Genomic DNA, 20,575 nt, shown 5'->3' with positions numbered 1-20,575 from the left:
TGGAGCAAGTTATTCAATAGCTTTAACTGGTATACAAGGTGTACCCATAGCAACATAATTATCCGGAATTTCTTTATTTACTACTGACCCTGCACCTATAATAGAATTCCTACCAATACGAATATTAGGAAGTACAATACTCCCTAGCCCAAGAAAAGCACATTCGTCTATATATCCACCTAAATTCGTGCCCGGGCATGCTTGAGTATAATTACACATCGTTACATTATGCCCAATAGTTGAGTTCTTATTTAAGACCACATGATTCATGATTATTGCCTCTGGATCCACACTGACATTAGGTAGTATAATATTTCCCGTTCCAATTTTTGCATATTTAGAAATAACAGCGGAATTATGAATAACATTTACATAGTTTAGATTTGGGTATTTCTCATCTATTTTCTTTCTAGTTTTGTTGTTCGCAATTGCTATAACAAAATCTGCGTTCTGTGAAAATTCCACATCAATTAGAATCTCTGATAATTTCCCTAATAAAGGGAAGCCTAATATAATTGATCCAGTCTCAATTTGATCATCCACAAAAGCAATAGAACTTTTTTCGTAGATTTCATTGTCCACTAAAATACTAGCAGTCATTTTCCCTAAACTACCTGCACCTATAATAATTATTGTTCGCTTATACTTATTCTCACTTTTCCATAATTCTAGATAAGAATTCATTCGATTTCATCCTTTGTCTTATGGTCAGAGCCTTTAAATTTATCCATAGTAATATTCTCACTTTTATTAACACCCTCAGATTTAAATACCTTTTTCATCGTAAGGAGTAATATTTTTATATCTAGCCATATTGAGTGATTATCGACATACCAGACGTCATATTCAAATTTTTCTTCCCAACTAATAGCGTTACGACCGTTAATTTGAGCCCAACCAGTAATACCTGGCAGAACGTGATGGCGTCGCGATTGTTCAGGAGAATATAAATCAAGATAATCCATTAATAGTGGTCTTGGCCCCACCAAACTAATATCCCCTTTTAATACATTAAACAATTGCGGCAATTCATCAAGACTAGTTTTTCGCAGTAATCTTCCAAATTTAGTAATTCTTTGTTCATTAGGCAACAATTTACCCGTTTGGTCAGTATCATTGGTCATTGATCTAAACTTATAGATATAAAAAGGAACTTCATTCAAGCCAGGACGTTTTTGCTTAAATAACACTGGTGTACCAATTTTCCAACGAACAAGTAACGCAATTGCAACAAACACTGGTGATAATAATAATATTGCTATCAGGCTAACGCTGAAATCAAATACTCTTTTTCTCATATGAAACTATCACATTCCTAATCATTTTTTTATCAACTATTAGTCAAGAAAAAAATATATTGATACCAGATTCCCTTGCTGATCACTCTTTTGTTATATATACAAACAACCTATAAATATTACTTAATTAAGAACTTGTGATTCTATTAAACAACTGTATCTGTTTTGTTAATACCTTTTCTTCGTCAAATAACTCTTCTACAAGTTCCCTGCTTCTTAACGAATATCTCAATCGTAGACTTTCATTGGCCGCCAATAGGCTCATAGCACCTTCAAGACTATCAATATTTCCTTTTTCAAAAAGAATGCCATTCTCATCGGGGAATACTTCTTCACGACATCCTCTAATATTAGTCGCTATTATAGGTTTCGCCATTGCCATGGCTTCAATAATTGATCTTGGTAAACCCTCTCTGTGTGAAGGCAATATGAATGTATCTGAAATCGCCATTAACTGCGGGATATCTTTCCTGTATCCAATGGCTTGAATATTCGGGTGAACTAATTGCTCCGACAACCTTTTATAACTTTCCTGATCTCTTTCACTCGTAGGCAGCACCCCAATAATAATGAGTTTACATTGGGGATACTTCTCAACTACTCGCTTGAAAGCCTCAATTAACTCAAATATTCCTTTCTCCTTAACAAGTCTCCCAATGAATGAAAAAACAATATCACTTTCAGTCAAATTCAACTCTCTAGTTAGTTCATTTATTTCAGACAACAATATTTTCTCGGGATTAAATTTATTCCATATATCTACACCGTTGCTAAGGTGAATTGTTTTTGCTGGGGTCTTAAAATTATTTTTCAAAGCAAGTTCATAATCTTCTTTGCTTTGTAGCAAGAGCCAATCAGTCATCCACTTTGCAGCATATTTCTCTATATTGAAAAATAATCTATACTTTCTTTTAGACATTTCTTCATGAAAATAAAACCCATGTGCAGTGTAAATAATGTTTTGTATCCCGGCAAGTTTGGCTGCTATTCTCCCTAATAATGCCGCAATAGGAGTGTGCACATGGACTATATCGTATTTCTCTATCTTCATAAGCCTGTATAGTTTCCAAATTGATTTCAAATTTTTTACCGGATGAATCCTACGATCTATAGGTATATCTACCATCGTTAATCCTTGCGATTCCAGCGATTCAAATCTCCCTGTATTAGTACATGCGTTATGGACTTCATATCCCTTATCCATTGACCTTATTATCAAAGGCTTTAGAAGTGAATAAACGCTTGCATCAATTGCACAAACCTGTAAAATTTTCTTTTTAGTCAATATCATAGTCTCCACAAATCAATTTTTTCAGGCTTACTCTCTTTATCCAACACGCTCTTGATATCCACAACAATTCCTTTACCATGCTTCAATAGCCTATCAAACTGTGACCAACCGGCTTCGATATATTCATTATGCGAAACCGCTAATACCGCTGCATCTGCAGGGAGTAGCTCATCAAATGGCTTTAAAGTCAATCCATATTCTCGAACCGCCTCTTCAGGATCGGCATGAGCGTCAGCCACTTGCACATCTACACCATACTCTTGCAATTCACGGATGACATCAATCACTTTAGAATTCCGCAAGTCTGGGACATTCTCCTTAAACGTTAACCCAAGGACAGTTATTCTTGCACCTTGAACCGGTAGATTAAGTTTTATTAATTTCTTTACTAATGCTCTCGCAATATACCTACCAATACCGTCGTTTATACGACGTCCTGCTAATATTACTTCTGGATGGTGTCCGACCATTTCTGCTTTATGTGTCAAATAGTACGGATCGACTCCAATACAGTGACCACCAACTAGCCCAGGGGTGAACTTAAGGAAATTCCACTTCGTTCCCGCTGCTTCCAACACTTCAGAAGTATCAATCCCAATACGGTCAAATATTAAAGCCAGTTCGTTCATCAAAGCGATATTCACATCACGCTGCGTATTTTCAATCACTTTTGCAGCCTCCGCCACTTTAATGGAACTTGCTTTATGTACTCCAGCACTTACAACACTTGCATAGACATCTGCTACAATGTCCAACACTTCTGGTGTTTGTCCAGAAACGACTTTAGTTATATTGGTAAATGTATGTACCTTATCCCCTGGATTAATCCGTTCAGGGGAGTAACCAACATAAAAATCTTTACCGCAATGTAGACCTGAAGCTCTCTCCAATACAGGAACGCAATTCTCTTCTGTGGCTCCCGGATATACAGTAGATTCATAAACTACGATTGTTCCTTTTTTTAGATTCGCTCCAACTGTCTCAGATGCCTTCAATAAAGGAGTCAAGTCAGGCTGATTGTGAGCATTTATCGGGGTTGGTACTGATACAATAATGAAATCCGCCTCTTTCAACCTCTTCCCTTCATTAGTAAATTCGAGTTGTGCTTCTTTCAAATCTTCAGGTTCGACTTCGTTTGTATAATCAACGCCTAATTTCAAGGTTTCAATACGTTGTTCATTAATATCGTATCCAATGACTGGGTACTTCTTTCCAAAAGCAACAGCAACTGGTAGTCCAACATACCCCAATCCGACAACCGCAATTTTCCGATTCATCTATACCATCCTCACAGTTTCACTTTGTAGTAATCGATATACCAATCTACGAACTTTCCTACTCCGTCCTTTATTGATGTTTGAGGGAGGAAATCAATAGCTTGATAGAGATCCTCAACATCTGCATAGGTGGCAGGTACATCTCCTGCTTGAAGTGGCATGAAGTTCTTTATTGCCTTCTTTCTAACCTTTTCTTCAATAGCTTCAATAAAATCCATCAGATTTACCGGGCTATTATTTCCGATATTATAAATTTTGTATGGAGCATAACTTGAACTTGAATCAGGATTCTTACCTGACCATTCAGGATTAGGCTTGGCCGGTTTTTCAACTAACCGGGAAATCGCTTCAACAATATCATCTACATATGTAAAGTCACGCATCATTTTACCATTGTTATATACATCAATTGGCTTTCCTTCGATAATGTTCTTGGTGAATTTAAAGAGAGCCATATCCGGCCGTCCCCAAGGACCATATACAGTGAAGAAACGAAGTCCGGTCGTAGGTATATTGTATAGACTGCTGTAAGTGTGGGCCATTAGTTCATTTGCTTTTTTGGTCGCAGCGTATAAGCTTAATGGGTGATCGATATTGTCGCTTGTTGTGAAAGGCAATGTTGTATTTGCACCGTATACTGAGCTTGAAGATGCATAAATTAAATGATCAACGTTATTATGACGGCAGCCTTCAAGAATATTCATGAAGCCTACAATATTAGAATCTATATAAGCATGTGGATTTTCAAGGCTGTACCGTACTCCCGCTTGCGCGGCTAGGTTTATAACAACATTTGGTTTTTCTAATTCAAATATCTTGTCTAAAGCTTTTCTATTCTCCAAATCAATCTTGTGCAAATTGAATTTATTATCTTTTAGTTCTTTAATGCGATTTTCTTTTAGAGTTACTTCATAATAATCGTTGAGGTTATCAATACCTATAACTTGAAATCCCTGCATTATTAACTTACGCGTTAAATGAAAACCAATAAATCCAGCTGCACCAGTAATTAATATTTTCATTTTCTGTTTATCTCCCTATCAATAAATTCAACCCAAAAACACTCTCTTCTGTCATTTAATACGTCCGCAGTATATTCTTTGGCTCTCAAATAATTCTTCTCTGCTTGATTGAGCATGAGGGTTTTGTTTTTCAATAAGAGCTCAATCTTTTCACTTAATTCTTTTGCAGATTTAGGCTTATGAATAAAATTTCTATTAATTAATTCAGGTATGCCACCTACTTCAGAAGCAACACAAGGAAGACCGCGACTCATTGCTTCAATTAATGCTCTTGGCAATCCTTCAGTTAAGCTAGGCTGAATGTATAAATCCAAAGTATCTAACCATTCAAAAACTTTTTCTCCTCCTGGTAAACTACCTGCAAAAACAATTTTATTTTCAATATCAAGTTTTTTAGAAATCTCTTTTAACCATCTGTTGTTACCATCCCCAAGCACAATCAGTGTGCAATTAAAACCCAGTTCATTTAAATTCTTAACTGCTCTTATTGCTGTATCTATCCCTTTATATTTTGAAGAATATGACCCTATCAGTCCAATACTGACGTTTTTATTTACATCCATTTTATTTATTCGATTTATTCTTTTTTCAAGGATTTCTTCAGAAACCATTTTGATATCTACATTAGAAATGTTCGTTGTATTAGCTCCTCGTTTATATGGGTACTTATCTTGTAAATAACTTTCTGTTACGTAAATGAGGTTTGATGACTGTTTTATAATTCTCTTGTATTTAACATAACTGATGGGGGCCAATATTTTCCCTAAATAATTTCCATGACTCCATAAAGCAGCATAAACATCTCCTACAACTTCTATTACATAAGGTTTATTTAACTTTCGTGCTATTTTTATTGCGTGATATGCATGTCCACTTGGCATTCTAGCTATTAACACATCTGTATTATTCATTAATAATTCCAAGTCAGCCTTTAGAACTTTCAGATTCTGAAATCTACTCTTAATTTTTGACAAGTCCGGTAATATGAAATGTTCTACACTCGGACCACTAGATATATTTAAAGTTTCCTCTCCTATTTCTCTTCCCCTTCCCGCAACTATCATTTTAGTAAAGTATTTTAAATATCTTTGTTTCCACATTTCATATGTCAATTTACCATCTGAATAAAAGTTATTGTTTTCATCGTATTTAAATACATGACTATGTACAAACAATAGTTTCATAAAACCATCCTTTAATAAATATCTTTAATTTTCCTTGCAGGTATTCCCCCTACAATTGTATTCGGTAAAACATCTTTGTTTACCACAGCTCCTGCAGCCACAATACTTCTTCTATACAATGTTACATTTGACAATATTCTACATCCTGTTCCTATCCATATATCATTTTGTATAACTATTCTTTCTTTTTTCACCTTATTATACTTTATAGGAATATTATCTTCTTCCCACGTGTGTTCAAAAGATATCAATGAACTTTGATTTGCAATAGAAACATTATCGCCTATAGTAATACCTCCAGCTGCATCAATGTAATTATAGGCATGAATGCTTATATTGGATCCTAAGGTTAAATGTTCTATATTCTTTAAAATGACACCTTTACCGATATAAATGTTTTCGCCACAATCATTTGAATATTTCTTTACATATAGATACCTAATTAAAAGCGCAACCTTAGATTCTGAACTATCCGAAAACCGCCAAAGAAATACAAAAAGAGGTTTTGGAACAAATTTGCTTATAAATTCAATAAAACGAATTAAACGTCTTAATTTTTTTAACATATCTCTACCGCTCAACCTTTTCACGACCTTTCATTGTATCCAGTAAGTAATCTCTATTTTTGTTAGGTAAAATTTGTGTTAATATCCAGTACAATATATATAATAGAAAAAGAGGTATTACCACTTGTTTTATGACTCCTGAGAAAAGATTTGAGAAGTCGGCCCTCAAGATATATATAAACGTAGGCATTGAAATTATATATATTAGTAACGTAAGGCTATTTTTTCTACTGTAAAAATACAGGAACTTAATAATCAGACCCAAAATAGCCATCCAAATTAACATTCCAGTTAATCCAAAATTCAGATAGCCTTCTCCTAAAAAAGAGAACCCCCTACCTCCTCCCGTTGCGATAACTTCTGGGAAAAAGATCTCATTAAACCACTGGGTTGTAGAATGATAATCAGAACTAAAAAACCTTAAAATATCCCAAATAATTGTTTCTCCTTTCTTATATTCTAAGTTTGCCTCATAAATAATACGGAGATTATTTGAAGCTGAAGTAAATTCACTAGAGAATATGTCTACAATCCAATTTCCCGATAAAGTTTTATTAGTTTCTTTCGTAATCCAAAAGTTCTTTAAATTATGCATAACCGGAATCATGAATATCGTAACTATACCAATCAAAATTAAATATAAACTTTTTATCCGTTTATATATGGTGTAATAAAGTACAAACGAAATTAAGGTTACTCTTAAAAACAAATCCCTCTCACCATTGATTAAAAAAGCAATAAACATAAATGACAAATTGAAAATCACAAACTTATACGGATAACTCTTCTTAGATAGAATAGAGATTGCTAAAATTATCGAAAAAACCAAAATGAGTAAACTAAACCCTAAAGAGACACTAAATATTTGATCGGAATTAGAGTTTATTTCTCTTTTATTTGTAAATCCAGACAAACTTATTGAAACAAGAGATAACGAGTTTAATAATAATGCTCCTCCCCAAACTATAAAAAAGAAATAAATATTATTTCTTTTATTTGGCTTCAGCGCATGATATTCACCTATCTTAGTGTTAATGATTAGCAGCAAAGGAAGCATACTGAACCACGAAGCTTTAAGTAAAAAAACAACATTGTCACTAAAGGGTTTTACATCTTGCCATGTTAGAACTGCACTTGAGCAACTATACATAAAATAAAAGGGAAGAAACCAAACAAAAGGATGATGCAGAGTGAATTTCACACAAATCATGGAGTATAAAATAGTTACTAAAAATGCAATCAGAATGATTTTATAGTTATCCGACAAGTATATATATATTGCCATTAATGACAAAAAGATATAATAAAGTCCTTTTTTAAAATATATTGAATTCATGTTTCCCCCATCTTTTATTAAATAATTTGAGCAATGTGTGTGTTATGACTAAATTGATTGATCGTATCTCATTAAAGAGTTTAATTTTTGATTAACAAAAAGAATTCTTAGCAAGAGTTGAAGACTGTTAGTAATTATTATTGTATATGTCGCACCATAAATACCATAATTTCTTATTAAAATGTATCCAATAATAAGATTAACAACTAGAACAAACACTGAGATTTTCGGCTGTATACTTATAAATCTCATCGCTAACAAAGCTGTATCAAAATTCATACTAATAAAATTGATGGCAATGGAAAAACTTACTAATATTAGAATGTCTACGAACTTTGCATACTCTTTACCATAGAACATACTTAAGAAAATCTCACCGAACAAATAGGAAAATAATATTAATAAAACACCCAAAAATAAAGAGAATAGTGAAAGGTCAATGAATACGACCCTTTTAAACTTCTTGTAGTTATTTATTTTTACCTCCCTGGATAGATATGGTAAAAAGTTTTGGGAAACTGCATTCATCAGTATGTTTCCAACAACCAAAATATAAGCTATAGCTGAAAAGTAACCTAGTATTTCAGTTGATTCGAAGAACTCTAAAAGATATCTTGGATAAAAAACATTAAAAGAAAAAATCATTTGAACAAAGCCTAATGGTAAACCTAATAGAATTACTTTCTTTACTTTCCCGAAATTGAATCTTTTACTATTTACTTCATAGTTTCTTTCAATACCTTTTTTTTCAATTAAATAGAAGAATAAAATCTGTATAGTTAGCTGAGTTATTAAACTAAAAACAAGATTTTCTGTCATTATTAAGCTCACAAAAAAAGTAATTAATGTGATTATGTGTTTTAAAATCAATAACTTTGCAATATAACTCATGTTCTCTTCTTTATGAGGTAGGGCATAGTAGAGATCTGATTGCAAATCAAAAACTTTCATTAAACCAACAAATAAAATTATATAAAAATACTGGGGATATATAAAAAATCCAATAGCAGTGAGAACTATAATTGATATTAAGCTTAAAAGCTTTCTTGAATTATTATAGTCACTGAAGTCGTTTTTCCTTTCAGTAATATACAATGAACGTAATTTCATATTAGCAAAAAGTGTTATAGGTGCCCCAATGGCAAATGCTAATGAGTAAGCCCCAACTTCAGCAGGCGATAGTAACTTGGCAATAATAACCAATAGAAGCCATTTTGTAAAGGAAACAATTAAATTAGCGACAAAAATCCATGATACATTTCGTATTAATTTCATTTTTCTTTCTCTCTTTTCCATTAATAAGAGGTACTGCTGTCAGAGGAATAAGAGATGACGTTTAGTCAAGTTTTATAACGACTCGAACTTTTATTAATATGGCTATACAACCGAAAATTTACTAGGCACTTCCACAACTTTTCGATTAGCCATTCCAATCAAAGTCTCCTTCATCTCGCACATCTCCATATCTAGCAGCTTTTCCAACACATACTCCATCTCAAGCTCACTAATCGGTGTAGCCTTACCAACATAAATCTTCGGGTACACATACTCGCTCTGCCGTTCACTCTCATTCAACAGTTCTTCAAACAACTTCTCACCAGGTCGAATGCCTGAAAACTTGATTTCAATCTCATCTTCTCGATATCCTGATAGCCTGATCAAGTTCTTCGCAAGATCGACAATCTTCACCGGGTCCCCCATATCAAGGACGAACACTTCTCCACCACTTGCTAGTGTGCCTGCCTGTATAACGAGTCTCGATGCTTCCGGAATCGTCATGAAGTAGCGGGTCATTCTAGTATCAGTCACTGTTACCGGTCCCCCCGCTGCTATCTGCTTTTTGAAGAGCGGAACGACACTCCCACGGGAGCCGAGTACGTTCCCGAAACGTACTGCAGCATACTTAGTTTTACTGTTCTTGGCAAGATTCTGAACTATCATTTCAGCGAAGCGCTTCGTCGCACCCATAATATTCGGTGGGTTGACCGCTTTGTCAGTGGAAACGAGGACGAAGTGCGAGACGGCGAATGTGTCGGCCGCTTCCGCGACGTTCTTCGTTCCGAATATGTTGTTTTTGACGGCTTCCATCGGGTTCGCTTCCATGAGCGGGACGTGTTTGTGTGCCGCGGCATGGTAGATGACGTCCGGTTTGTATTCCGCCATGATGTCGAAGATCCGGTCGCGGTCCTGGACGTCCGCGATGATTGGGATCAGTGTTGTTTCAGGTGAAACTTTTTGGCGGAGTTCCATGTCTATATTGTAGATGGAACTTTCTCCGTGACCAAGGAGGATGAGGCTTTTCGGCTTGAATGCCGCCACTTGGCGGCAGATTTCGGAGCCGATCGAGCCGCCTGCGCCTGTCACGAGGATTGTTTTATCAGTCAATTTCTCCTTGATCGCTTTCATGTCGAGCTGGACCTCGTCGCGGCCAAGGAGATCTTCTGTTTTTACGTCGCGCATATCGTTGACGGACACTTTTCCTGTCATCAAATCCTCGATGCGTGGGATCATTTGCGTGCGGACGCCTGTTGCGACGCATCGTTTCATGAGCCCAGTCATTTCCTGCTTTGGCATCGACGGAATCGCGATGACGATTTTTTCGATATGGTTGTCTTTCACTTTTTCTTCAAGATAGTCTGTACCGCCCATTATTTTGATGCCGTACAGTTCGAGTCCCTTTTTCATCCGATCATCGTCAAGGAAGAGGACAGGCTTCATGCCTGACTCCGGATTGTTCATCAGTTGACGCGCAACCATCGTTCCGGCTTGTCCGGCACCGATGATCATCGTGCGTGTCATCCCTTGCTCATCCTTTTTGCGGAACGTATCGCGTGTAAGGCGCCAGCTGAGTCGCGATCCCCCAATCAACAAAATGTGGAGCATCCAAGTGAGGAAAAGCGCCCGTGCATTGACGTCTCTCGTGAAGACGAGCTGTGCGATGACGACGACTGCGATTGTGTAGGTGACCGATTTGAAGATCGCTTTCAATTCGCCGATGGAGGCGTATGACCATACTTTCCGGTATAGTCCGTAATGCCAAGCGATGAGGTGGTGCGCGATTTGGATTGTCAAAGCGCTCATCAAGATGATTCCATCTTGAATGATGACGATGTCTGGCCGCAATATATAGTAGCCTAGAAAGATTGATAGGAACACGATGAGTGAATCCAATAAGAAAAGCATGGTCATCCGCTTTTTCATTGTCATACGTGAATCTCCCTCCGTTTTTCGCTGCAGCAACAGAACTACAATTCTACTATTACTCTTCCATAATATCGGAATGATTCATAGTCTTATAGTATCATCTTCCCCCAAGATGTTCTAGCCTATTTTTAGTAGCATGTCCTTTTTGACTATTTTTCTAAATTCAGTCAGAACTTCTTAAATGTCCTAATCCCTTTGTCTGATTGAAGTGGAGTAATTTTCATTACGTTTTTTATCCCTTTAAATATTTTAATTTGTTTAACAATTTAACAAAGACCTATCATCCAATGAAGCCGAACAACTTTCTCGGCTTCGCCAATTCCGGTTCCAAAAGGAAGAATGGTTCATTCCTTAAGATGCGTTCATTATTCTCAAGTAATAAATCGGCAATATCATACAGCCGTTTCCGTTCCAATACGTCGAGCCCTTTCCCGAAATGGAATGGCCTCGTTTTCAAGTTATGGACATCCGAGCCGTATGTATGGACGAGATTCGCCTCGATGAGCTGGAGTGATAGCTTTTGGATCGTTTTGCCGAAATGGCCCGATAGGCTGCTTGATGTGATTTGGGCGGTGGCGCCGTGACGAATGAGCCGTTCGAGCCGCTCCGGTTTTTCCGCGATGGCCCGGTTCCGTTCGGGATGCGCGATGATCGGGATGATTTCCCTTTCGAGGAGTGATTGGATAATGTGCACCGTGTATACGGGAATCGTCTGCGACGGCAGCTCCAATAGAAGATATCTCGAATTTGCGAGCGTCAACAGCTCATTGTTGTCGAATCTTTCGATCAGGTCTTCCGTCAGGCGGATCTCCTGCCCCGGGTGTAACTGAATGCTGAGCCCTGCTTCCTTCATGATGTCTTTCAGCAATGTAATTTGGCTCAACACTTCGCTCTTCTGCACATTGAATTGCGGGTGTCGTGCGTGTGACGTGCTGATCATGTCGGTAATCCCTTCTACCTGCGCCTTTTTTATTAATTCGAGCGTATCCTCAATTGTTTTAGGCCCGTCATCGACCCCGAACAGTAGATGGGTATGCATATCAATCATAAATTTCATGCTCCTTTAATAGAAAAGAGAGCAAAAGGGCGTGTTTGCCCCTTTACTCTCCAGTTCCGTAATATTGATAGTAATAATGGTCCTTCTCGAGCACGAAATTGTTCAGGAGAGTACCTAGAATATTCGCTTTTGCGGATACAAGTGCATCTTTCGCCTTAATGACGCTATCTTTTTCTGTCACGCCGGAATTGACGACAAGAATCGTCCCGTCACATTTATTCGAAAGGATTTGCGCGTCTGCTACCGAAAGTATCGGCGGCGTATCGAAAATGACAAGGTCATATTGCGCCGTTAGCTCCTCGATCAGCGCATCCATCGATTTAGAACCGATGAGCTCGGCAGGATTCGGCGGAATCGGACCGCACGTCATCAAGAATAGGCCTTCGATATCCGTGACTTTCGTCACTTCTTCAAGGCTCCATTGCTTCGTGAGCAAATTGGACAGGCCCGTCGTGTTCGTCGTGCGGAATGTGTATTGCATTGTCGGTTTGCGCATGTCCGCGTCGACAAGGAGCACTTTCTTCCCTTCCTGCGCAAAGACGATTGCCACGTTCGCAGCGCTCGTTGATTTGCCCTCTCCAGGAGAGGAAGAGGTGAACAGCAATGTTTTCAGTTCTTTGTCAGGCATGGAGAAGTTGATGTTCGTCCGGACCGTGCGGAACTGCTCCGAAACGATTGACTTCGGATTATGTTTCGTCACAAGTTTACGCGCAACCGTTTGCATCGGCTTCTTCTTTGTCTTGAACATGGCGATCACCTCTTCCTTCTTCTACGTTGTAATGCCTCTTTTGCGTTCGGCATTTCATTATCTGTAATCGGACTGACGAGGCCTAAAATCGGCAAGCCCAGTAACTCCTCGATATCTTGCTCCGTTTTCACCGTCGTATCCAAATACTCGAGCAGGAATGCGATCCCTACACCGAGCATGAGTCCGACGACCGCCGCAATCGCCATATTAAGGAACGGATCGGGTTTGATCGGCTTCGGGTTATCCGATAGTACAGCGGGCGAAAGGATGTTGACGTTATCGACATTCATTAGCTTCTGGATTTCTTCCTGGAACACTTCCGCCGTTGTATTGGCGATATCGACCGCCATATATGGCTCCGGATCTTGCACGCTCACATTGACGACTTGTGAATTTTGTGCGCTGTTCACGGTAATATTCTTTTTTAGAGCTGCTGGCGTCGTATCGAGGTCTAAGTTTTCAATCACCTTAGACAAAATCGCAGGGCTTGTAATGATAACGTTGTATGTATTGATCAGCTGAAGATTCGCTTGGATGTCTTGCGAGTTGAACTGGTTCTGTTCCACCTTCTGCTGATTCACGAGGATTTGCGTCGATGCCTGATAGATCGGTGTCAATAGCAGGAAACTGATGACCCCTGCCACCGTCACCGCCAGCAGCATCGTCAGCAAAATGAGGATAGCCCTCTTCTTCAGCGTCTTGAACAGATCCTGAAGACTGATCGTTTCTTCCATATGGTATATCCCCTTTATAGCAATCTATCGAAACTTGTCCTATTATATCATACTATGTTGAAAAAATTCTCGTAATTTGAATACATTGTGATATATTTGAACCATAGGACTTATTATGGGAGGAATGGCTCATGATTGCAAGAAAAATTGCCGTCGCCATCTTCATCCTCGTCTGCCTCGCCGCGCTTCTATTCAGTTACAACAGTTGGAAACAAAAGCTGGCCGGCACTTCGAGCGATGAAACGGTAGTCGAAGCCCCTTCGGGAATCGCGGCAACAGATGGTGAACAAGGGGTTCCGGCAGATAAGGAAAGACCTACAACTAGAGACGACGGTAGATTGAAAGATTCAGAACTAGCCACTCTTTCCGCGAACTTGGACGGAAGAATGGCCGGTTTACTAGATTCACGCTTCCAAGCGGGCGAGCACGTCAAACTGCTCATCGTCGGCTCGCAGGCGATCGAGCAAGGGGGAAACGGCGGTGCCGCGGGTCTACTCGCGGATAGTTTGGCAGACGCATACAAAGGGTTCATTGAAACAGACATCATCTCATTCGCGGGCACGTCCCGCGAATTTATTGAGCAGATGGATGAGCTCGTCGACTTCGGTGTGTATGACGTTGTTTTGTTCGAACCATTTACGTTGAACAACAACGGGCGGGTTGTCATCGAAGACGAGCATCGGCATATATTGCGGGGTCGGGATGCTTTGCAGGAAGTGAAGGAAGATGCCGTATTGCTCCTCATGCCGTCGCAGCCGATATTTAGACCGAACTTTTATTTAACCCAAATCCGCTCGTTGGAGAACTTTGCGGCCGTGCGGGGGATTCCTTATGTTGATCATTGGGCTGCCTGGCCAGATGTGGCGGATGATGCGATACTTAATTACCTTGATGAAGACAGCGGGCCGAATGATGCGGGTGCGGAAGCTTGGGGCTCTGTGCTAGTTGACTACTTTACCGGGAGCGGCGAGTGATTACACAGCTTTTGACATCTCAATGTTTACATACATACAGAAACCCCTTAGCACGCTACAAGCATTCGAAGGGGTTTTCATTGTCCGAACCCACAACGAATCCCCCTGACGTTGAAAACACAGGGGGACAGTTGCATAGTTTATTTACTAAAACTGAAAGTATACGTGTCGGTGAATGTACGACCGTTTACTTTACCAGTTACAGTCGCGGAAATACTTTTACCTTTAAACAAAGTTAACTCTTCATCGCCCTCAAGACCGACTCCGCTCAGTGCTTCCGAAATCAATTCATTAAACGACTGGCCAGTAGTACCATCTCCTACTTCAACTTTCCCTCCACCAGGGAGAGTTACAGTCCCTTCAGTCACAGTAACAGCGGTTCCTACTCTATCGAAAGCAGTTTCAGCAGCTGCAATGAAGTCCGAAACTGTTGCACTGTCTTCATTGACCGTTGCAGTAAATTTCTTGCCACTCAACACGATGGAAACATTCCCGACGACTGGATTCCCTGCACCGATATGCTGTAGAAGCAAGTCATTCAACACTTTTTCTGCAGAAGGTGTCGCTGGTGGTGGTGTGACGTCACCGCCTCCTCCGCTACTTGGTGGTGGTGTAGGTGTCGTATCCGGGGTTGTCCCTTCAACTGTCGTAATTTGGTCTTTTACGCTGTCATAGTTTTCGATGACATCTTTTGCATCCACTCCAGCAGGTAGGACAAGTGTGTCGATTTTCGCGTCTTCGCCCAATGTAATTTTCGCGTCTACCGAAGTGATCGTCAGGTTGCCTACGTTAGCGTCAAGTGTCAAGTCGGTTACGCCTGCCGTCACAGTGACTTTAGGAATTGTAACTCCTGCATCCGCTGTTAACGTGATGTTGGACGAGACAACAACTTCCTCAACCTTTGTAGTCCCTTTCACTTCAACTGCTGCGCCTTCTTTCGACACTTCTAATGCACCCAAAGTGGAATTAGTGAAAACGATTGTCGGCTTTTCCGCGACTGCCGCTACTGTAAATGCAGATGCGGATGCCGCGCTGTCGGAGATGACCGTCTTGCCAGTAACCGTCACATTGTCTGTCGTAAAGCTGTTCTTCACGTTTTGACCGACATCCAAGTTCCCGTTCACTGTGAGGTTTTTCAGAGCAACATAGTCCCCGCTCACTGTGACATTCCCTGAAACCGCCGCTCCGTTGCCGTCAAGCGTAACACTGTTTTCAGCAGTGCCGTTCGCCTTCAGTTCAATGGAAGTGACTTTCACAAGTGTACCGTTTTCCAAGTCACCTTTTACGACAGCTCCTTTAAGAGCCGGTAAGTTGGCACTGCTGAAAAGGCCTTGCAAGCTAGCACCTACATTGTACGTTCCGTCGGCTAATTCCAACTTGCCATCAACAAAGCCGACGACTTCGCTATTGACTGATGTCTCAGGTGCTTCCTCTGGAATTTGCTTCAACTCGCTTCGATAGATGAACGAAGCAACTTGTCCACGCGTAACGAATGCGTTAGGCGAGAAAGTAGTGGGAGTTGTACCTGTTGTAATCTCATTCGAGTACAATGTTTGAATGTAATTCGCAAACCAGTGCTTGCCGTTCACATCTTTGAATGGCAGATTGGAGAGGGACTCCTCTTCAAAATCGAAACCTCTTACGAGCATTTGTGCAATATGAGCTCGTGTCAAATTACCATTCGGTCTGAACGTATCGTCTTCATACCCTCTAATGACTCCCGCTTCCACAAGCGCAGCAATATGTCCGTAATACGGATGGCCCTTTTTCACATCTTTGAATCCTGGATCTTTTACGTTTACCGTATCAAGTCCTAATGCAAGTGCCATGATCTTTGCAGCGTGAGCCCTGCTAATGTTTTGACCCGGACGGTATGTACCATCTTCGTAGCCATTGATGACGCCTCTCGCTGTTAAATTCATGACCGCTTCATAGAAATGATGAGATTGCTTCACGTCCGAGAAAGACTTCGCTTCCGCCGCCGACGTATACACTGGTGCTGCCGTGACGAGTGCTCCGGTTGCTACAGCCGTCGCTAAAGTTGCGCTGAACAATTTCTGGTAAGAACTTTTGTACTTTGTCAAATTACAAACCTCCTAATTATATATTATGAATCTATTCTCTATTCTACCATATTAGTAGATGAGTGTTCCATTTGTATACTAAATTGATTTTTTTCAATGAAGTTAGAGCTTCTGGAAGCTAGTGACTTGTTCCTTCATAATATCAAAAACCTTCCAGCAGCATGGACAGTAACCCCCTAAATATGATACGGTCACAACATGAGAAAATTCCTATTTTTACTAATCATTGTCGGCGTATTATTCTTTTCATCAGGCCAAACGTACGAGCAGCAGTCACTCATCCCGACGTTGGAGGAACAACTGCCTAGCAAGCCTCTCGAAAGCCAACTGGCGAACCTACAAATCCCTTATTGGGGGAAGATTGTTTCAGTCGAGGAGCGGGGTTATTACGCCTTCGTCGAGTTCCTACTACGGAAAGCAGCTCATTTCTTCATTTTCGGACTGCTGGCAATCGCCGTATACAGCATCTTACCGAAATTCCGCTACCGAACGATCGTCGCGCTCGTCATCACACTCGCTCTCGCAATTGGGGATGAATACCACCAGTCGCTCACCGGCGGACGAACTCCTTCCTCGAAAGACGTTTTATTGGATATGACAGGGGCATTCACCTTCTTAATCTTGTTCCGCCTGATACAGCTCGGACTTGCAAACCGCAAGCCAAAACGAAAACCGCGCAAGTCCAAAAAATAGGACCCACGCGGTTTTATATGTTTTATTTACTGCCGACAGCTTTCTTCAAAATGCCATCACGGCGTGCTTTTTTCGTCGCTTCATACTCATCGATGAAACTTTGAGCGTATGATTTATTATATCCATTCGCCGCCAACTCAGCTTCCACGGCCTTGATCACTCCATAAAACGCCGCATCCGTATTCGCTTCCAAATTGTTCGCGGCACTCATATATTTATTATAGAAATAGCCATAGCTAATACTCTCGCCATTCGCCTTCTTATCGGAGTACTCCTTCTTCGCCCGGCCAATCAATGAGTTTATCTTTGCATCAGCTTGTCCTTCAAGCTGCTTGAACACAGGCTCATACTTCCCTTTCACATCGGCGACAGTCACTTTCTTATTCGTTTCAGTCGTACTCACTGGCTGTTTGCTTGAATTTGTAGAAGTTCCTTTTGATTCGCTCTTAGGAGGAGTTACCCCAACCGTATTACCGCCAGTCGAACTCGATTCACCAGAATCCCCTACTTCAGATTCCCCGTCTGGACTGCCTCCGCCTTTTTCACCTTTAGCTACCGTATTCCCCTCCAACTGGTTAACCGATCCATCCTCACCAATAACAAGCTTCGACCCATCCGGAAGCTCAATCTCATACGGATTCGCAATAATCTCCTGTACCTCAACATCCGCCACATCGTATTCCTTAAATTTGAATATGTAAGCCAAATAAGCCCCCGCACCCAAAACAATTGCCGAAACTACCGCTATACTAATCTTCCATTTTTTCTTCATGCAAACACACCCGCCTTTATTGTTACTAGCAGTTTATCATGAAATAGTAGAGTAAGGTAGTGAAAGGTGATAGACTATGGCGAATTTAGGGGTAATTTATCGAAACGTGAAGTGTTTGAATTTGCTATTGTCTATCTGATTGGTGTTTCCAATCATATCCTGCCTCAAGTCAGTTCATTTTGTGCCGATATCCATTTAGACAAGGCGAATAAAATGAACGCTGAGGAGGCTATTGAGGAATAGCGCCGCCTTCTATATGTAGGCATGACCCCCGGAGAAGAGGAATAATTCATACGTTCGCCAAAACGCATCTACGAGGAAGACTTCTGTTGTTTCTTACTCGAAGCGTATGCATGCATGACATGTAACTCACTTAACAACAACATCCAGAGTGTTTTTTAGCCTGAGGTAGAGGGTATACCTCGTTGCTATCCCTGTTCCGTATTTATGAATTCGTAAAGCTGTTAAAAAGATTCCTTCAGATACTGACACTCTTACTGTAATCGCCGAGGAAACCAAGATTTGTGAGTTCAATTGGTTATTCACCGAGCACAAGCCTTGCCTTTTCATCAACTGAAATGTCTTTTTAATTGGATATCGACTATTTATTCTGATCTTAACTTGAGGAAAATTGTCAATTGTACCCTTCCACTATTAATTAAATACATACTGGTACAACCATATCCCACTTACCAAATTAACTTTGGTGATGGGATATTGTTTCTACAGAATACAATTTATATCCCATTACAATTTAAAGAAAATAACTTTATGGAGACGACATGGTATAATTTACATATATAAAATCCAAGTAAGGTTTCCTCAAGTCCATGTATTTGAAATTAGATGATTATACACTTAAAGAGGTGTGTTTATGCTTAAAGCAATAAATGTAGAGAACAATCAGGTGATTAATCTATTAGACGAAGAATGGAAACAGAAGAGAAGTTCCTTGAAATACTTTTCACAGAAAGCCAAACTAATCTGTCCTCAATGCAAAAAGAATGTTCGGCTTCACTGGGCCATACCCACAAGAAAAATTCCGCATTTTAAACATCAAAGCAATCGTGATTGCATTTACGGTTCAGGCGAAAGTGACGAACACAACAAAGGAAAAGTTATACTTTTCAACTACTTCAAAACTACATATGCTAGCGAGATCAAACTCATTGATATAGAACATTTCATTCCTGAAACTAATCAAATAGCTGATATTTATATCCAATTGAAAGATGGACAAAGATGGGTTGTGGAATATCAAAGATCTAACATCTCGACTGAAGAAATTCGTAATAGAAAGGATCTCTATAAGACAAATCAGATCAAGGATATATGGGTTGTGGGAGAAAACTTGATAAAAGAAAATGGGATGGTAACCAGGTCCATTCATAGTTCTGCACAAGAATTGATATTCACTGATTTCACGGGTGAAGCTTCATTAATATCTTTTGATCCAATAACCAAAGACGTCTTAATACTGCGGGGCTTACTAAAGCTAAATCAAACCACTTACACGATTGATAATGAATATCCTTATAACATTAATGACATCTTTTTTAACCGATGGGGACAGCCTTTCGTCGTTGATGATTACCTTAAAGTGAAACAATTAAGACCCGCAATCAAACGTTTCGGTACTCTGAGTTTAGATGTTCATGTAGATAGTCTGACTCACGCGCATCCATACTATATTGCTAAAACATCATCCAATAAACATGGCAAAGAAAATAAGCAAGCAAATATGTATTTTACTATCCCCCCTGAATTAGAGAATTTTATTCCACTGGGCATGCAAGACCTAGTTATAAATGTAGACTTCATTCTTGATCCAGACGAACAATTAACAGGAGAAAATCCATTTATTAATGATGTTTATCCATCAAAATGGGCTACGTCTATTAAAGCTAATAATTCTGATCCTTTTTTGGAGCCTGCAAAATACGGAAATCTATTCAATTTGTTGGTAACCACATATCAATCACATTACCTTACCTGTGATGAACGAGAAAAAGAATTATCCATACTTTTAAAAGGAAAACAGGTCTCCCATGAAACTAAATATAACTATTTAAAGAAGATAGGTGTAGTAGATACATTCGTTTCAAAAGATTCATTCATGAAAAAAGTATCGCTAGAAGAGATCTTGGAATCTTTTCTTAAAATGATGAAAGTGGATTTCGAAATTGGCACTTCTATAGAACAAGCTCTCCGATATGAAATTATCATGCCGAACGAATTAGAATCGCCGCTCACAAATGGAATTTTACTAGAGATCTATAAACGTATCGATAGCCACCTTCACAAAGTTTTGCAATAAATTATCTTCAAGACGTAG

18 protein-coding genes are annotated in these 20,575 nt (G+C 39.6%); 3 read left to right on the top strand and 15 right to left on the bottom strand.

The genetic code is table 11. From position 1 onward, the window contains the following. Positions 1-9: 9 nt before the first annotated feature. From NIT04_RS02350 to NIT04_RS02290, 13 genes are all read right to left on the bottom strand, one after another. Positions 10-684 carry a hypothetical protein gene (locus tag NIT04_RS02350; protein ID WP_252502004.1) on the bottom strand — a complete coding sequence of 225 codons (675 nt, stop codon included), beginning with the start codon at positions 682-684 and terminating at the stop codon, positions 10-12. Further along, positions 681-1,298, bottom strand: coding sequence for a sugar transferase (locus NIT04_RS02345; RefSeq protein WP_252502003.1), 618 nt, complete (start codon positions 1,296-1,298; stop codon positions 681-683). The genes NIT04_RS02350 and NIT04_RS02345 overlap by 4 nt, the downstream gene beginning before the upstream one ends. Before the next feature lie 127 nt (positions 1,299-1,425). Then, positions 1,426-2,583 (bottom strand): glycosyltransferase family 4 protein, encoded by a 1,158-nt coding sequence (locus NIT04_RS02340; protein ID WP_252502002.1) that lies wholly within the window; start codon positions 2,581-2,583, stop codon positions 1,426-1,428. Positions 2,584-2,585: 2 nt separating this feature from the next. After that, on the bottom strand, positions 2,586-3,866 hold the full coding sequence (locus NIT04_RS02335) for a nucleotide sugar dehydrogenase (RefSeq protein WP_252502001.1): 1,281 nt from the start codon (positions 3,864-3,866) through the stop codon (positions 2,586-2,588). A gap of 11 nt (positions 3,867-3,877) precedes the next feature. Next, the gene (locus NIT04_RS02330; RefSeq protein WP_252502000.1) at positions 3,878-4,888 is read right to left on the bottom strand and encodes an NAD-dependent epimerase; all 1,011 of its coding nucleotides are present in this window, start codon (positions 4,886-4,888) and stop codon (positions 3,878-3,880) included. Then, complete coding sequence (locus NIT04_RS02325; protein ID WP_252501999.1) at positions 4,885-6,072, bottom strand: glycosyltransferase; 1,188 nt, start codon at positions 6,070-6,072, stop codon at positions 4,885-4,887. Before NIT04_RS02325 ends, NIT04_RS02330 begins: the two co-directional genes overlap by 4 nt. A gap of 11 nt (positions 6,073-6,083) precedes the next feature. Continuing rightward, positions 6,084-6,638 carry an acyltransferase gene (locus tag NIT04_RS02320; protein ID WP_252501998.1) on the bottom strand — a complete coding sequence of 185 codons (555 nt, stop codon included), beginning with the start codon at positions 6,636-6,638 and terminating at the stop codon, positions 6,084-6,086. 4 nt (positions 6,639-6,642) lie between these two features. Further along, on the bottom strand, positions 6,643-7,974 hold the full coding sequence (locus tag NIT04_RS02315; RefSeq protein ID WP_252501997.1) for an O-antigen polymerase: 1,332 nt from the start codon (positions 7,972-7,974) through the stop codon (positions 6,643-6,645). 48 nt (positions 7,975-8,022) lie between these two features. After that, complete coding sequence (locus NIT04_RS02310; RefSeq protein ID WP_252501996.1) at positions 8,023-9,270, bottom strand: oligosaccharide flippase family protein; 1,248 nt, start codon at positions 9,268-9,270, stop codon at positions 8,023-8,025. An 81-nt stretch (positions 9,271-9,351) separates the two neighbouring features. Then, positions 9,352-11,181, bottom strand: a complete 1,830-nt coding sequence (locus NIT04_RS02305) for a nucleoside-diphosphate sugar epimerase/dehydratase (RefSeq protein WP_252501995.1) — start codon at positions 11,179-11,181, stop codon at positions 9,352-9,354. 277 nt (positions 11,182-11,458) lie between these two features. Beyond that, complete coding sequence (locus NIT04_RS02300) at positions 11,459-12,226, bottom strand: tyrosine-protein phosphatase (protein WP_252501994.1); 768 nt, start codon at positions 12,224-12,226, stop codon at positions 11,459-11,461. A gap of 52 nt (positions 12,227-12,278) precedes the next feature. Further along, positions 12,279-12,983, bottom strand: coding sequence for a CpsD/CapB family tyrosine-protein kinase (locus NIT04_RS02295; protein WP_252501993.1), 705 nt, complete (start codon positions 12,981-12,983; stop codon positions 12,279-12,281). A 5-nt stretch (positions 12,984-12,988) separates the two neighbouring features. Beyond that, a complete protein-coding gene (locus tag NIT04_RS02290) occupies positions 12,989-13,717 on the bottom strand; it encodes a YveK family protein (protein WP_252501992.1) in 729 nt (242 codons plus the stop codon). A 131-nt stretch (positions 13,718-13,848) separates the two neighbouring features. On the opposite strand from NIT04_RS02290, the gene NIT04_RS02285 reads away from it, so the two are divergent. Further along, positions 13,849-14,691, top strand: a complete 843-nt coding sequence (locus NIT04_RS02285) for an SGNH/GDSL hydrolase family protein (RefSeq protein WP_252501991.1) — start codon at positions 13,849-13,851, stop codon at positions 14,689-14,691. A gap of 140 nt (positions 14,692-14,831) precedes the next feature. Here NIT04_RS02285 and NIT04_RS02280 read toward each other — a convergent pair whose 3' ends face one another. After that, positions 14,832-16,775, bottom strand: coding sequence for an S-layer homology domain-containing protein (locus tag NIT04_RS02280; protein WP_252501990.1), 1,944 nt, complete (start codon positions 16,773-16,775; stop codon positions 14,832-14,834). 198 nt (positions 16,776-16,973) lie between these two features. Here NIT04_RS02280 and NIT04_RS02275 point away from each other — a divergent pair, with 198 nt between their 5' ends. After that, complete coding sequence (locus NIT04_RS02275; protein ID WP_252501989.1) at positions 16,974-17,468, top strand: VanZ family protein; 495 nt, start codon at positions 16,974-16,976, stop codon at positions 17,466-17,468. A 22-nt stretch (positions 17,469-17,490) separates the two neighbouring features. Here NIT04_RS02275 and NIT04_RS02270 read toward each other — a convergent pair whose 3' ends face one another. Then, complete coding sequence (locus NIT04_RS02270) at positions 17,491-18,240, bottom strand: hypothetical protein (RefSeq protein WP_252501988.1); 750 nt, start codon at positions 18,238-18,240, stop codon at positions 17,491-17,493. A gap of 874 nt (positions 18,241-19,114) precedes the next feature. Here NIT04_RS02270 and NIT04_RS02265 point away from each other — a divergent pair. After that, complete coding sequence (locus NIT04_RS02265) at positions 19,115-20,557, top strand: competence protein CoiA (RefSeq protein ID WP_252501987.1); 1,443 nt, start codon at positions 19,115-19,117, stop codon at positions 20,555-20,557. Positions 20,558-20,575 lie beyond the last annotated feature (18 nt).

The sequence above is a fragment of the Sporosarcina sp. Marseille-Q4943 genome, from assembly GCF_943736995.1.
Lineage (GTDB): Bacteria > Bacillota > Bacilli > Bacillales_A > Planococcaceae > Sporosarcina.
This window is presented reverse-complemented; position numbering and strand designations above follow the sequence as displayed.

Excerpts from the sequence above, each read along its gene's own strand:
- NIT04_RS02285 (WP_252501991.1), top strand. The coding sequence starts at position 13,849 with ATGATTGCAAGAAAAATTGCCGTCGCCATCTTCATCCTCGTCTGCCTC.
- NIT04_RS02275 (WP_252501989.1), top strand. The coding sequence starts at position 16,974 with ATGAGAAAATTCCTATTTTTACTAATCATTGTCGGCGTATTATTCTTT.
- NIT04_RS02325 (WP_252501999.1), bottom strand. The coding sequence starts at position 6,072 with ATGAAACTATTGTTTGTACATAGTCATGTATTTAAATACGATGAAAAC.
- NIT04_RS02270 (WP_252501988.1), bottom strand. The coding sequence starts at position 18,240 with ATGAAGAAAAAATGGAAGATTAGTATAGCGGTAGTTTCGGCAATTGTT.
- NIT04_RS02300 (WP_252501994.1), bottom strand. The coding sequence starts at position 12,226 with ATGATTGATATGCATACCCATCTACTGTTCGGGGTCGATGACGGGCCT.
- NIT04_RS02345 (WP_252502003.1), bottom strand. The coding sequence starts at position 1,298 with ATGAGAAAAAGAGTATTTGATTTCAGCGTTAGCCTGATAGCAATATTA.
- NIT04_RS02315 (WP_252501997.1), bottom strand. The coding sequence starts at position 7,974 with ATGAATTCAATATATTTTAAAAAAGGACTTTATTATATCTTTTTGTCA.
- NIT04_RS02290 (WP_252501992.1), bottom strand. The coding sequence starts at position 13,717 with ATGGAAGAAACGATCAGTCTTCAGGATCTGTTCAAGACGCTGAAGAAG.
- NIT04_RS02350 (WP_252502004.1), bottom strand. The coding sequence starts at position 684 with ATGAATTCTTATCTAGAATTATGGAAAAGTGAGAATAAGTATAAGCGA.
- NIT04_RS02295 (WP_252501993.1), bottom strand. The coding sequence starts at position 12,983 with ATGTTCAAGACAAAGAAGAAGCCGATGCAAACGGTTGCGCGTAAACTT.
- NIT04_RS02335 (WP_252502001.1), bottom strand. The coding sequence starts at position 3,866 with ATGAATCGGAAAATTGCGGTTGTCGGATTGGGGTATGTTGGACTACCA.
- NIT04_RS02305 (WP_252501995.1), bottom strand. The coding sequence starts at position 11,181 with ATGACAATGAAAAAGCGGATGACCATGCTTTTCTTATTGGATTCACTC.
- NIT04_RS02320 (WP_252501998.1), bottom strand. The coding sequence starts at position 6,638 with ATGTTAAAAAAATTAAGACGTTTAATTCGTTTTATTGAATTTATAAGC.
- NIT04_RS02310 (WP_252501996.1), bottom strand. The coding sequence starts at position 9,270 with ATGGAAAAGAGAGAAAGAAAAATGAAATTAATACGAAATGTATCATGG.
- NIT04_RS02265 (WP_252501987.1), top strand. The coding sequence starts at position 19,115 with ATGCTTAAAGCAATAAATGTAGAGAACAATCAGGTGATTAATCTATTA.
- NIT04_RS02330 (WP_252502000.1), bottom strand. The coding sequence starts at position 4,888 with ATGAAAATATTAATTACTGGTGCAGCTGGATTTATTGGTTTTCATTTA.